Source organism: Gilliamella sp. ESL0250, from assembly GCF_013345045.1.
GTDB classification, from domain to species: domain Bacteria; phylum Pseudomonadota; class Gammaproteobacteria; order Enterobacterales; family Orbaceae; genus Gilliamella; species Gilliamella apicola_H.
This window is the reverse complement of record NZ_JAAEDV010000003.1, coordinates 187,959-200,251: the sequence shown is the minus strand read 5'-3', so window position 1 is coordinate 200,251 and position 12,293 is coordinate 187,959. Positions and strand designations below refer to the sequence as shown.

The following is a 12,293-nucleotide window of genomic DNA, read 5'->3' as shown; positions in this document are numbered from 1 at the left end:
GTACCTTAAATCATTCGTAATAGTAGAAACAGTGGATTAATTCTAATCAGAAACATGTTAATATAGCAAGTAAAGTTAAGTATAAATAAGGGGTAGTAATGACTTATGTTGTACCAATAAAAAATGGAGTTAATTTTCGTGATTTAGGTGGAATCAAAACAACCGATGGACGTCAAATTCGATCGGGTCTGCTATACCGCTCAGGTGCATTCTCATTGATCACGCCAGAAGAGCAATCTTTTTTATCTGATGAGTTAAACCTGCACTATATTTTAGACTATCGCGATCCTGATGAAATTGCTCGAAATCCAGATAAATTATGGCAAAACACTCATTATATTAATGTACCTGCTAACCCTTTGAGCGATACAGTCACCGCAAGTTTAACAAGCGATCTAGATAATGCCCACCAAACACTGAAAAAAAATGCACCATTTGATTTTATGGTTAAGCTATACCAGCTTCTACCATTTAATAACCCAGCATACCAAAAACTTTCGTCAATCTTACTGAACTCACAAGGTAAACCATTAGTGCAACATTGTGCAGTGGGTAAAGATCGTACGGGTGTTGGCGTCGCATTAACGCTGTTTGCTTTAGGTGTGAGTGAAGAAGTTATCATGCAAGATTATTTGCTAACTGAACAACTATTGTCGGATTATCGTGAAAATCTATTACGCCAATACCAACATAAGGTTACTCCTGATGAATTTGAAAACCGCAAATTAATTTTTGCCGCCAAAAAAGAGTATTTAACAGCCGCATTTGACGCAATTAAAATGCGTTATGATTCTATTGACGATTGGTTATCACAGGAATATCAATTAAATGCAAACAATAGAAAAAGAATCCAAGATATCTATCTAGTTTAATAAATTGTAATGATTTATTTTGCCATAAAAGATAATGGCAAAATGCTATATTAAGATAACAAAATCCATTTAGAAATCGGTTGATTACTGTTTACAGACAGATGAACATCGCCCACTTGACGATATTGATAATAAAAATCTTGCCCAAAAGGCGCTGTAATCATCTGCTGTTTTAAGTTAACTTTAACCGATTTTATTTGCCAAACCCCTTTGGCATACAACTTTAACGCCGACTCTTTCAATGTCCATAATTGCCAAAAAGCCCTTAATGCATCATCTTGCTTAAGTATCCATTGAAACTCATCATCCGCAAAAAAATTTTTAGCCACATTCAGATAATTTTTACGCGGGCGTGCCACTTCAATATCTAAACCAACCTTATCTGTTAACGAAATTGCGACTGCCACCCAATCTTGGCTATGACTGATATTAAAATCGGGTAGCTGTTGCTGTAAAAAACAGGGACGACCATTATCACCAACCTTAATAGTGGGTAACACCGAAATATCACAATACTGTTTAAGTAAGCTAGCCAATATTGAACGACAAACTAAAAACTGTTTTTTGCGTTGACCATGTAATTTATTGGCTTCATCAAGAAGCTGGGGTGACAACAGTGAAACATCAATGTCGGCATCATTAAGATTAGCGAGTTGAACTATAAGCATAATCGGAACGAGAATATTAATAAAATTTATTTTTTACTATTTTAACAGCATGCTATGCTAACTGTTATCAAAATTAATCAAAATACCAACATTAATAAATAGCAGCAAAGGTGTCTTATCATGTCATTACCAACAAAATTAGTTCATGCAGGACGTAAAAAGCGATATACACAAGGTGCGGTTAATTCGGTTATTCAACGTGCATCATCACTGGTTTTTGATTCTATTGAAACCAAAAAAGAAGCCACAAAAAATCGTGCCAATGGCGCATTATTCTACGGCCGCCGCGGCACATTAACCCATTTTGCACTACAAGAAGCGATGGTTGAAATTGAAGGGGGAGCGGGTTGTTACCTTTATCCATGTGGTGCAGCGGCTATAACTAATGCCATTTTAGCTTTTGTGAAAACTGGCGATCATATTTTAGTATCAGAAGCCGTTTACGAACCCACTCAAGATTTTTGCCAACACATTTTAAAAGATTTTGGTGTTCAAACCGATTACTTCTCGCCATTAATTGGTCGCTATATCACAAATCACATTAAGCCGAATACCAAAGTCGTATTTTTAGAATCACCAAGCTCAATTACGATGGAAATTCACGATATACCATCGATTGTTAAAGCCATTCGCAGTGTTAATCCTGAAATCATAATTATGGTAGATAACACATGGAGTGCCGGAATTTTATTTAAAGCGTTAGAGCATGATATTGATATCTCAATACAAGCGGGTACTAAATACCTTATCGGCCATTCTGATGCCATGATAGGTACTGCGGTTGCTAACGAGCGCTGTTGGGAAACTTTGCGCGAACGTTCTTACTTAATGGGACAAATGTGTGATGCGGATACCGCCTATATGGCTGCACGCGGTTTACGCACATTAGCAATAAGATTAAAACAACATCACGAAAGCGGTTTAAAAGTAGCAAAATGGTTAGCTAGTCACCCAAAAGTGGCGACCGTCAATCACCCAGCATTAGAAAGTTGTAAAGGACACGAATTTTTTAAACGTGACTTTTCGGGCGCAAGTGGCTTATTTTCATTTATACTCAAAGATCGATTAACCGACGTGCAATTGTCTGATTTTCTTGATAACTTAACTTATTTCTCAATGGCTTATTCATGGGGTGGATTTGAGTCATTAATTTTAGCTAATCAACCCGAAGAACTTGCAAACATTAGACCTGTATCTGGCATAGACTTTGCGGGAACACTAATTCGGCTACATATAGGTCTTGAAGATCCTGATGATTTAATTGCCGATCTTGCGGCTGGTTTAGACAGAATCAAACAACACAAAAATAAAGCCAATGCATTACAAAGCTTAGTGTAATAAAATAGAAGATGAATAACCCACACCAAACAATGTTTGATGAAAGCATCAAACAAACAATTATGCATAAAATCACACACCACAAAGCACTACTGGTTGCTTATAGTGGTGGTGTGGATTCAACCGTATTAATGCATGCACTAGTTGCACTTAAACAGCAATTATTACCTGATTTAAAGCTAAGGGCAATCTATATTCATCATGGTTTGAGCAGCAATGCTGACAACTGGGCAATGCATTGCCAAAAACAATGCCAAACATGGCAAGTTCCACTGATTATTGAAAAAGTCAAACTCGACCCTAATGCAGGAAATATCGAAGAACAAGCCAGAAATGCGCGTTACCAAGCTATCTATCGTCATTTAAAAAATGACGAAACCTTATGCACTGCGCAACATCTTGATGATCAATGCGAAACATTCCTTTTAGCATTAAAACGTGGTAGTGGTCCTGCGGGATTGGCCGCCATGCCACAGGAAAATCAGCAACATTTTCGCCCTTTATTAACAATTTCACGCGCACAAATTGAAGCTTATGCTAATCAGCATCAACTCAACTGGATAGAAGATGAAAGCAACCAAGATGATCGTTATGACCGCAATTTTTTACGCTTAAAGGTCTTACCAATACTGAATCAACGCTGGCCACATTTTTCGCAAATGGTGGCACGCAGTGCTGAATTATGTCAGCAACAAGAAGCGTTAATTAATGAATTATTATTAGTTGATTTTCAACAAATGGTTAGCCAACAAGGACAGCTAAATCTAGCGCCTTTAATGGCGTGTTCAGAATATAAACGCAATGCTGTGTTGCGCATGTGGCTACGTTCCCAACAAATGACGATGCCGAGCCAAAAGCAATTAGCACTCATTTGGCAAACGGTTGTGCTAGCAAAAGAAGATGCCAACCCTAAATTCATACTACATTGCAGGCAAATTCGTCGCTATCAAAATCAACTCTATTTATTACCGTTATACCAAAATATTGAACAACAAATCCTCAACTGGGATTTGGCTTTACCTTTAATTCTGCCAGATAATGTTGGTGAATTGCAGATTAATTATCGCACTGATTTATCTTGCCGTTTACCATATGCAGATGAACAAGTCACCGTACGATTTCATGCTCAAGGGCAATTTCAAATTATCAATCGCAATGGCTCGCGATCAATAAAAAAGCTATGGCAAGAACATAACATTCCACCGTGGATGCGTACACGAATCCCATTGATTTACTATAATGAACAACTGATCTGCGCTGTTGGCAAGTTTGTTACCGAACAAGGAAAAGGCACACAAATCGGTTTTAATCTCGTGAATAATGGCTTATAGGTTTTATCGATGATGTTTAATATGCAAAACAATAATACACTTAAAAGATTAGCTAAAATAATCATATTTGTTAAAGGCAATATAGCTTAGTTAAATAAACAAAAGCTATTAAGGTTAATATGATTATCAGCAAATATCAGGATTTATCACCATTATGCTTCTATCTGATTATCTAAAATCTACAGATATTGAATTAATCCATAATAGGTTAAAAAAACTAGCCATGACAAGCTTAAAGCACATTCTTAATAATAACTACACCGAATTAGAGCTTAATACTAAGCAAGATATCAAAACACTGACTTTTCGTGAAAGTCTAAGTTTAATTTTAACGGGAGGTTATACTGAACCCGTTTTTCAAATGTGCTTAAAAATTTATAAAGATGAAATGTATCTTGGTTATTATCACTATTTGACAACATTAGACCTTACCTTTGTTGATGAATTCTTTGTAATCAGATAGAATCAGTTATTTTATTATAGATCAAGTAGATATTAATTTATGATGAAAAAATTACATTTATTAAGCTGCTGTCTTTGTCTGTTACTACCATTAAAAACGCAAGCAGTTGTTGTCAATGATGTTACAGGTATGACACCAGTACAAGTCGCTGCGATTGTGCAACCAGAATCGACCCAGCAGGTGGCCGAACTGGTCAAAAATGCCACTGGTCCAATTAGTATCGCTGGAGGAAAATATAGCATGGGTGGACAAACAGCAATAACAGGCGCAATCCAAATAGATACGCAAAAGCTGAACCATGTGATTGATTTTAATCCTGAGCAAAAACGTTTAACCATTGAGACCGGCGCAAGTTGGCGTCAAGTACAAGAACTTATTGATCCCTATAACTTATCGGTAAAAATTATGCAAAGCTATGCCAATTTCAGTATTGGCGGTTCACTGAGTGTGAATGTACACGGTCGTTATATTGGGGAAGGACCCATTATCCTATCTGTCGAACAGTTCAAAATCGTACTTGCCGATGGTTCAGTAGTAATAGCCAGCCCAGAAGAAAATCAGGATATATTTTATGGTGCTATTGGTGGTTATGGTGGCTTAGGCGTTATCACAGAAGTCACATTGCAACTTACTGATAATGTTAAGGTAAAACGTATTAATGAAGTTATGCCAATGACAAAGTATCACTCGTATTTCACTCAGCATATCCGTCCTGATAAAACCGCAATATTTCACAATGCCATAATCTATCCGCCTGATTTTAAAAAAGTCCGTGCAGTCACATTTAAACAAACACAAGAACCACTGACTATTTTGGATAGATTAAGACCTAACGATAAATCTTCAAATAATCAACAGGTAAAACTAAAAATCGTCTCTTCATCCACTTTAGGCAAAGAATTACGAAAAGTTCATGATGATGTCGATTATGTAAAACAACCCGTGATGTGGCGTAATTATGAAGCCAGTTACGATGTAGCCAGTTTACAGCCTATTGCTGAAAAAAACAAAAGTTATGCGCTACAAGAATATTTTATACCGGTAGAACGGTTTGATGATTTTTATCCCCAATTAATTGCCATTGTGAAAAAACATCAGGCGAATATCATCAATATTTCTATTCGACATGCAAATCCAGATAGCGGTTCGTTGCTGGCATGGGCCAAAACGGAAGTGTTTGCTTTTGTTATTTATTATCAGCAAACGACCGATGAACACAGTAAAGAGCAGGTAGGGATCTGGACTCGAGAGTTAATCGATGCGGTATTAGCCAATGCTGGCAGTTATTATTTACCCTATCAATTACATGCAACCGCTAAACAGTTTCAGCGCGCATATCCACAAGCAGAGCGTTTTTTTAAACTTAAAGCACGGTTAGATCCAGAAAATAAATTTAGTAATATGCTGTTGGATCGATACCGTCCTAAAACGATTCAGTAACCAAAACAAAAATATAGTTATCTTGGTTATTATTCTATTCAATGACTTTTAATTCTAACCAAAAATAAAGGAGGCTATAGCCTCCTTGCCAAACCAAACTACACTATCTATTTTCCGATCTTGCTTTCCAACGTTTAAGTAACAACGCATTAGTAACCACACTCACGCTACTTAACGCCATGGCAGCACCAGCTATCATTGGATTTAAAAAACCGAATGCCGCTAGCGGAATACCAATCAAATTATAGAAAAATGCCCAAAATAGATTTTGTTTAATTTTATGATAAGTTCGGCGCGAAATATCAATTGCATCAGCAATTAAAAACAGATTACCACGCATGAGAGTAATACTTGCTGCATGCATAGCCACATCGGTGCCCGTGCCCATGGCTATACCAATATCCGCAGCAGCCAATGCTGGCGCATCATTAATCCCATCCCCCACCATTGCCACTCGATTATGGCTATCAACATGACTTTCTTTTTGTAATTGATAAATATAATTGGCTTTATCTTGCGGTAATACTTCAGCAATGACTTTATCCAAGCCTAACTGCTGCCCAACGTAATTCGCCGCTTTCTGGTTATCTCCGGTTAACATAACGTTTTTTACATTTAACTGATGCAATGCTTCAATGGCATTTTTTGCTTCTTGCTTGATTACATCAGCAAAACCAAATAGCGCTAATATCACCACATTACCTTCTAATTGCTGTTTAGCTAAAAATGAAATGGTGTAACCTTTACTGGCTAACTCATTAATCTTATCGTCCATGCCAACAAAATAGGCATTTAATGATTTCATCCATCGCAAGCTACCTAAATAATACTGCGTATTATCAACAGTTGCCATCACCCCCGATCCCGCTACCGAGGTAATATTTTGAGCATAACCATACTCTTTAGCCTTACTTAAAATGGCTTTAGCAAGTGGATGCTCACTACCGGCTTGTAATGATGCGGCTAGCGATAAAATTTGATCGGGCGTCTCACTGCCTATAATATCCATTTCGACTAATTCAGGCTTACCGATGGTGAGAGTACCGGTTTTATCAAATGCGACCGTATTAACATTGTGTAACGTTTCTAACGCTTCGGCATCTTTAATTAAAATACCATGGCGAGCAGCCACCCCAGTCCCCACCATAATCGCGGTTGGTGTTGCCAAGCCTAACGCACATGGGCAAGCAATCACTAACACCGCAACGGCATAAAGTAATGCTTGCTGCCAATCATGCAATATCACTCCCCAAGCCAATAGCGTAACTAGTGCAATCAATAAAATCACCGGCACAAAAATCGCACTAATGCGATCAACAATTCGTTGAATCGGTGCTTTTTTGGCCTGAGCCGATTCAACCATTGCAATGATTTTGGATAAAGTAGAATCGGCCTGAATAGCTGTAGTTTTAACAAGCAATAAGCCTTCACCATTAATCGTGCCACCAGTCACCACATCGTTAACGGATTTATTTACAGGCAAGCTCTCACCGGTTAACATCGACTCATCGCTACTTGATGCGCCTTCAATCACAATACCATCAACCGCAATACGCTCGCCGGGCTTAACAATAACAATATCCCCCACATTCACTTGGCTAATGGGTAAACTCACTTCTTGATCACCTTGCTTAACTAACGCAACATCAGGCCGTAGCGCACCAAGCGCTGCAATTGCTTGGGTGGTTTGATGTTTAGCGCTTGATTCTAGCCATTTACCGATCAAAATTAAGGTAATAATAATAACTGACGATTCAAAATAAAGATGTTCACCCTTGCCAGTCATCACCTGATAAACCGATAATCCATACGCAGCACTTGTGCCGATAGCAACCAATAAATCCATATTGCCAGACCCTGCTTTAACCGCACTAAAGCCACTTCGATAAAATTTAGCCCCCAAGCCAAATTGTACAACCGATGCAATCCCCCATTGCAACCAAGCCGGCATCATCCAATTTATCCCAAACGGCGCTAATAACATAGGCAGCACAAAAGGAATAGCCAGTATTACAGCGGTGACAATAGTCCAGTGAGGTGATGGTTTTTTCGATTTTTGTTGATCACCTGCTGACTCAGTGATTTTAACCGCATGATAACCCGCTTTATCAACCGCAGACATCAATGTTTCGAGCTTTACATGTTCATCAGCATCAACTGTTGCTTTTTCGGTTGCGAGATTAACGCTAACATCAATCACACCATCGACTTTTTTGAGTGCTTTTTCAACGCGCCCAACACAAGATGCGCAGCTCATATCTTCAACAATAAAATGATATTGGACCGTTTTCATGATATATACCCTATATGGTTTATCGAGTTTAAAGTTAGTATATACTGAATATTAAAGGTTATGCACAAAAATAAAGCGGTGATCACAGGGCTTATAAAACCCTGTGAAAAGAAAGGAAATTAGTTACGTAATTTTTCTGGCCAATCGTTTTGGGTAGAAACTAATAAATCTTTTACAATTCTAGGATTACCAGCCACAACATTGCCCGAAACCATATAATTATTACCACCAGCAAAATCGGTAATAACGCCACCAGCCTCACGCAAAATCAGCTCACCAGCAGCGATATCCCATGGTTTTAAGCCAATTTCAAAAAAGCCATCTAAACGACCTGCGGCAACATAAGCCAAATCTAAAGCGGCCGAACCTGCGCGACGAAAATCGCCACACTTAACAAACAACTTTTGCAAAACGGCAAAATAGCTGTCGCTGTATTGTTTAGCTTTAAACGGGAAAGCTGTTGCCAGTACGCTACCTTCTAAATCTTTGGCATTACTCACTCGAATACGGTAACCATTAAGTTGAGCACCTTTACCACGAGCAGCAGTAAACAGCTCATTACTCATTGGATTATAAACCACGGCAATTTCGGTTTTCCCTTTAACTCGCGCCGCAATTGATACAGCAAAATGAGGGATATTTTTGATAAAGTTAGTCGTACCATCAATCGGATCGATTATCCACTGTGTATCGGCATCATTACCTTTAGCAAGCCCACTTTCTTCGGCAATAATAGTATGGTCGGGATAGGCTTTTTTGATTGTCTCAATAATCAAAGCTTCAGCCGCACGATCTGCATTAGTGGCAAAATCATTAGCGCCTTTGGCTTCGATTTCGATTGAACTAGGATTTTCATAAGCCTTAATGGCCACATTGCCTGCTTTACGAGCAGCGCGAATAGCAATATTCAGCATCGGATGCATAATTTTCTTCCAATTGATGATGTTAAAGAACGGATTGATTTAGTAAGACTGATTCAGAGATACTAAAAATTACCGCATAGTATAAAGGTTTTGCTACTTTATTGCCAGAGTGTGTTGGAATTGATAGGTAAAATAGTTTTGGCTGGGCTGTTAGTAAAAGCCATGGAAACTTGGGGGGATTATGGTCAAAAAACAGCACAAAATAGAACATTCCATTTATAACACCGAAAGACCGCATAAGGCATTAAATAATATGACATCCATTGAATATAAAACACTAAAACAAGCAACGTCATTTTCTACATCAGTTGTATGCTCACTATGAGTGTATTTACATCACTGTTCACTTTTTAGGTTATATGTTTTGTAAAAAATATTCAGGATTCTATACCGTTTCATGATTAATGGAAGCTTAGCAGTCACTATTCGTTAAAACCTGCGATCAGCATCGTATCAATCAGAAATTCACAAAACCGCCTAGCTCAAACAACGGGGAAAGCTGAAAACGATAGGAACTTTCATGAATTTTAGACTGTATTTTTGTAAAAAATATTCAGGATTCTATACCGTTTCATGATTAATGGAAGCTTAGTAGTCACTATTCGTTAAAACCTGCGATCAGCATTGTATCAATCAAAAATTCACAAAACCACCTAGCTCAAACAACTGAGAAAGCCGAAAGCGATAGGGACTTTCATGGCGATGTGGCATAACCAGAAAATAGTTAGAGATTTAAAAGAGAGAGAACAAAAGCTTAAGCAATGTCTGGTAAAAAGCCCTATGTGCTTTTAGCGGGTTAATTTTATCATGAAATATAAATAACCCGATATTTTCTTATAATTTATTCATATTAAGCGGTGAATTAATTATTAACTTTTACAAACAACATCATCAATACCTGCTATATTTTCATCGCCACTATTTTTGAGAATCTGACAGTAATCAAATAGACAACATCCATGACTTAATAGCATTTTTTTGCTATAGTAAACGCCATTTTTATTTAATCTGGAAGAATTGTAAACTATGGAATCTATCCCTAATTGCCCTGTTTGCCAATCTGAACATACTTATCATGATGGTTCGTTTTATGTTTGCCCTGAATGTGCCCACGAATGGGATCCTAACGAAGTTGTATCTTCTGATGCTGGATTACAAGTAAAAGACAGTAATGGGAATTTGCTTGCCGACGGTGACGATATTATTTTGATTAAAGATTTGAAATTAAAAGGCTCTTCAACAGTACTTAAAAAAGGGGCTAAAGCCAAAGGTATTCGTTTAGTCGAAGGTGATCACGAAATCGATTGCAAAATTGACGGCATGAAAATTATGCTTAAAGCTTGCTTTGTTAAAAAGGCTTAATCAAAAATTTTCATTAAAAAGCCTAATTAAAAGACGCGATTAATGCTGATTTTATCAGCATTAAGATGCTTAGTTTTAGATATTGCTTAATATGCTTTATCACACAATAAAAACATTCACATAGAACATTGTTTTTTCATTTAACTGTTTTTTATTTATCAAAAAATCAATACGTTAAAATATAAACTTCGATAAATAGCCACAAAAAACAAGTACAAATTACATCGTACTTTGCAACCGTTTTCTGCAATTAGTGAGCTGAAATAACAATATTGTTTGATTTGATTATTGATGGCGTTGAATAAAGAGTGCTTCGTGAGCTCGACCTAATAGCAATCGTTCATATGCGTTATCAGTTTGTTCTATTATATGGTCTAATTGCTCCTCGGCATCATCAGGCAGTGGATAAGTGTTAATAAGCTTTCGGACTTTATTATTAAGCATATTAAAATGCTCCCTTGAACATAATGCTTCTTCAAATGCTATATAGAAAAATGCAATAACTCGAGACCTCATTTCAAGATCGGTTTCATCTTTGAGTAAAGCCTTAAGTTGCTCAAAAGGTTCTGCGCAATCAGGAAGTGAAGCGAGTTTTTCTGCCTGCTTTATTAATTCTTGTTCTTTGCTCATAGTCAATTGTTAATCCATCATCATTGAGCAAGTAAATAATTAGAATAATAAACAAGACTTGCTTTCGGTTGCTTAGTTTATCATTGTTTATTTTCCGAATAAATTCTCGTTCAACGATGGAATAGTGAGTATTAAACATCTAATAATAATTTAATCATGTTTTTTGCTGGCAAGTATCACTGAGTTAAATACCACAATATGTTAGCAATGCGTTCAAATACTTGTTCAAAAATAAATTCTGCAAACGTGGGCAGCGTCGTAATTAGGTAAGTTAGCATGACTAGCCCTAATAATAGTGTTGCTGGATAGCCAACCACAAATATCGATAATTGTGGTGTCATTCTATTAAGTAATCCCAATGATATGTTGATGATTAACAGTAAAGTCATTAAGGGGAGTGCTAGCATAATACCATTAATAAATAATAGTTTACTAGCATCAATGAGTGCTAAGTATCCGTTTGCTTGTAATGGCATCACAGCAATTGGAATGATTTCAAAACTATTTGCGATGCCATATAAAAGCCATAAATGGCCGTCCAAACTCAAAAATATTAATAGTGCAATAATGTTAATTAAGCGTGATAATACTGATGTGGATGGGCCACCAATAGGGTCAAAGAAAGTTGCCATGCCCAGCCCCATTTGCATACCAATTAATTCGCCTGAAAATCGTACCGTCATAAATGCCAACTGCATGGTAAAACCAATTAGCGCACCAATCATTATTTGCTGCGCGATAATCCATATTCCTATCAAAGAGTATATTTTGATATTGTCATCAAGATGAGGAAGTGGCAGTACAATCGCAATCAGTAGCGCCAAGCTAATTTTAACGCGATTGGGGATTTCTTTTTCGCCAAAAATCGGCGCCACCCTAATCATCGCTAAAATACGAACAAAGGGAAAAAAGCAGTCCTTAGCCCAAGAAAAGAGATCAATATTAAATATAGTATTACTGTTAAAATCCATCT

12 protein-coding genes are annotated in these 12,293 nt (G+C 37.3%); 7 read left to right on the top strand and 5 right to left on the bottom strand.

Translation table 11 applies throughout. From position 1 onward, the window contains the following. The first annotated feature begins 98 nt into the window (after nucleotides 1–98). On the top strand, nucleotides 99–872 hold the full coding sequence (locus tag GYY69_RS04100) for a tyrosine-protein phosphatase (RefSeq protein ID WP_174796548.1): 774 nt from the start codon (nucleotides 99–101) through the stop codon (nucleotides 870–872). Nucleotides 873–922: 50 nt separating this feature from the next. Here GYY69_RS04100 and GYY69_RS04095 read toward each other — a convergent pair whose 3' ends face one another. Next, the gene (locus tag GYY69_RS04095; RefSeq protein ID WP_174796547.1) at nucleotides 923–1,540 is read right to left on the bottom strand and encodes a 4'-phosphopantetheinyl transferase family protein; all 618 of its coding nucleotides are present in this window, start codon (nucleotides 1,538–1,540) and stop codon (nucleotides 923–925) included. Nucleotides 1,541–1,660: 120 nt separating this feature from the next. On the opposite strand from GYY69_RS04095, the gene metC reads away from it, so the two are divergent. The 4 genes from metC to GYY69_RS04075 all read left to right on the top strand — a co-directional run bounded on the left by metC (nucleotide 1,661) and on the right by GYY69_RS04075 (nucleotide 6,112). Beyond that, nucleotides 1,661–2,878: a cystathionine beta-lyase gene (gene metC / locus GYY69_RS04090; RefSeq protein ID WP_174796546.1), complete on the top strand. Its 1,218-nt coding sequence runs from the start codon at nucleotides 1,661–1,663 to the stop codon at nucleotides 2,876–2,878. 32 nt (nucleotides 2,879–2,910) lie between these two features. After that, a complete protein-coding gene (gene tilS, locus GYY69_RS04085; protein WP_174796593.1) occupies nucleotides 2,911–4,209 on the top strand; it encodes a tRNA lysidine(34) synthetase TilS in 1,299 nt (432 codons plus the stop codon). A 154-nt stretch (nucleotides 4,210–4,363) separates the two neighbouring features. Next, entirely contained in the window at nucleotides 4,364–4,672 is a 309-nt protein-coding gene (locus GYY69_RS04080; RefSeq protein ID WP_174796545.1) for a hypothetical protein, read from the top strand. Nucleotides 4,673–4,711: 39 nt separating this feature from the next. After that, complete coding sequence (locus GYY69_RS04075) at nucleotides 4,712–6,112, top strand: FAD-binding oxidoreductase (protein WP_174796544.1); 1,401 nt, start codon at nucleotides 4,712–4,714, stop codon at nucleotides 6,110–6,112. A gap of 103 nt (nucleotides 6,113–6,215) precedes the next feature. Here the strand turns inward: GYY69_RS04075 and GYY69_RS04070 are convergent, their stop codons facing one another. Then, on the bottom strand, nucleotides 6,216–8,405 hold the full coding sequence (locus GYY69_RS04070; RefSeq protein WP_174796543.1) for a heavy metal translocating P-type ATPase: 2,190 nt from the start codon (nucleotides 8,403–8,405) through the stop codon (nucleotides 6,216–6,218). Nucleotides 8,406–8,524: 119 nt separating this feature from the next. After that, nucleotides 8,525–9,328, bottom strand: coding sequence for an inositol-1-monophosphatase (suhB, locus tag GYY69_RS04065; protein ID WP_174796542.1), 804 nt, complete (start codon nucleotides 9,326–9,328; stop codon nucleotides 8,525–8,527). A gap of 181 nt (nucleotides 9,329–9,509) precedes the next feature. Here suhB and GYY69_RS04060 point away from each other — a divergent pair, with 181 nt between their 5' ends. Both GYY69_RS04060 and GYY69_RS04055 read left to right on the top strand, forming a co-directional pair. Beyond that, on the top strand, nucleotides 9,510–9,653 hold the full coding sequence (locus GYY69_RS04060) for a hypothetical protein (RefSeq protein ID WP_174796541.1): 144 nt from the start codon (nucleotides 9,510–9,512) through the stop codon (nucleotides 9,651–9,653). Nucleotides 9,654–10,354: 701 nt separating this feature from the next. Further along, nucleotides 10,355–10,690, top strand: coding sequence for a zinc ribbon domain-containing protein YjdM (locus GYY69_RS04055; RefSeq protein WP_174796540.1), 336 nt, complete (start codon nucleotides 10,355–10,357; stop codon nucleotides 10,688–10,690). Nucleotides 10,691–10,975: 285 nt separating this feature from the next. Here GYY69_RS04055 and GYY69_RS04050 read toward each other — a convergent pair whose 3' ends face one another. Together GYY69_RS04050 and fliR are read right to left on the bottom strand one after the other, a co-directional pair. Beyond that, complete coding sequence (locus tag GYY69_RS04050; RefSeq protein WP_174796539.1) at nucleotides 10,976–11,320, bottom strand: hypothetical protein; 345 nt, start codon at nucleotides 11,318–11,320, stop codon at nucleotides 10,976–10,978. Nucleotides 11,321–11,496: 176 nt separating this feature from the next. Further along, nucleotides 11,497–12,291 carry a flagellar biosynthetic protein FliR gene (gene fliR, locus GYY69_RS04045; RefSeq protein WP_174796538.1) on the bottom strand — a complete coding sequence of 265 codons (795 nt, stop codon included), beginning with the start codon at nucleotides 12,289–12,291 and terminating at the stop codon, nucleotides 11,497–11,499. Nucleotides 12,292–12,293: the final 2 nt, after the last annotated feature.

Excerpts from the sequence above, each read along its gene's own strand:
- fliR (WP_174796538.1), bottom strand. The coding sequence starts at position 12,291 with ATGGATTTTAACAGTAATACTATATTTAATATTGATCTCTTTTCTTGG.
- GYY69_RS04075 (WP_174796544.1), top strand. The coding sequence starts at position 4,712 with ATGATGAAAAAATTACATTTATTAAGCTGCTGTCTTTGTCTGTTACTA.
- GYY69_RS04080 (WP_174796545.1), top strand. The coding sequence starts at position 4,364 with ATGCTTCTATCTGATTATCTAAAATCTACAGATATTGAATTAATCCAT.
- GYY69_RS04095 (WP_174796547.1), bottom strand. The coding sequence starts at position 1,540 with ATGCTTATAGTTCAACTCGCTAATCTTAATGATGCCGACATTGATGTT.
- GYY69_RS04050 (WP_174796539.1), bottom strand. The coding sequence starts at position 11,320 with ATGAGCAAAGAACAAGAATTAATAAAGCAGGCAGAAAAACTCGCTTCA.
- tilS (WP_174796593.1), top strand. The coding sequence starts at position 2,911 with ATGTTTGATGAAAGCATCAAACAAACAATTATGCATAAAATCACACAC.
- GYY69_RS04100 (WP_174796548.1), top strand. The coding sequence starts at position 99 with ATGACTTATGTTGTACCAATAAAAAATGGAGTTAATTTTCGTGATTTA.
- metC (WP_174796546.1), top strand. The coding sequence starts at position 1,661 with ATGTCATTACCAACAAAATTAGTTCATGCAGGACGTAAAAAGCGATAT.
- GYY69_RS04070 (WP_174796543.1), bottom strand. The coding sequence starts at position 8,405 with ATGAAAACGGTCCAATATCATTTTATTGTTGAAGATATGAGCTGCGCA.
- GYY69_RS04055 (WP_174796540.1), top strand. The coding sequence starts at position 10,355 with ATGGAATCTATCCCTAATTGCCCTGTTTGCCAATCTGAACATACTTAT.
- suhB (WP_174796542.1), bottom strand. The coding sequence starts at position 9,328 with ATGCATCCGATGCTGAATATTGCTATTCGCGCTGCTCGTAAAGCAGGC.
- GYY69_RS04060 (WP_174796541.1), top strand. The coding sequence starts at position 9,510 with ATGGTCAAAAAACAGCACAAAATAGAACATTCCATTTATAACACCGAA.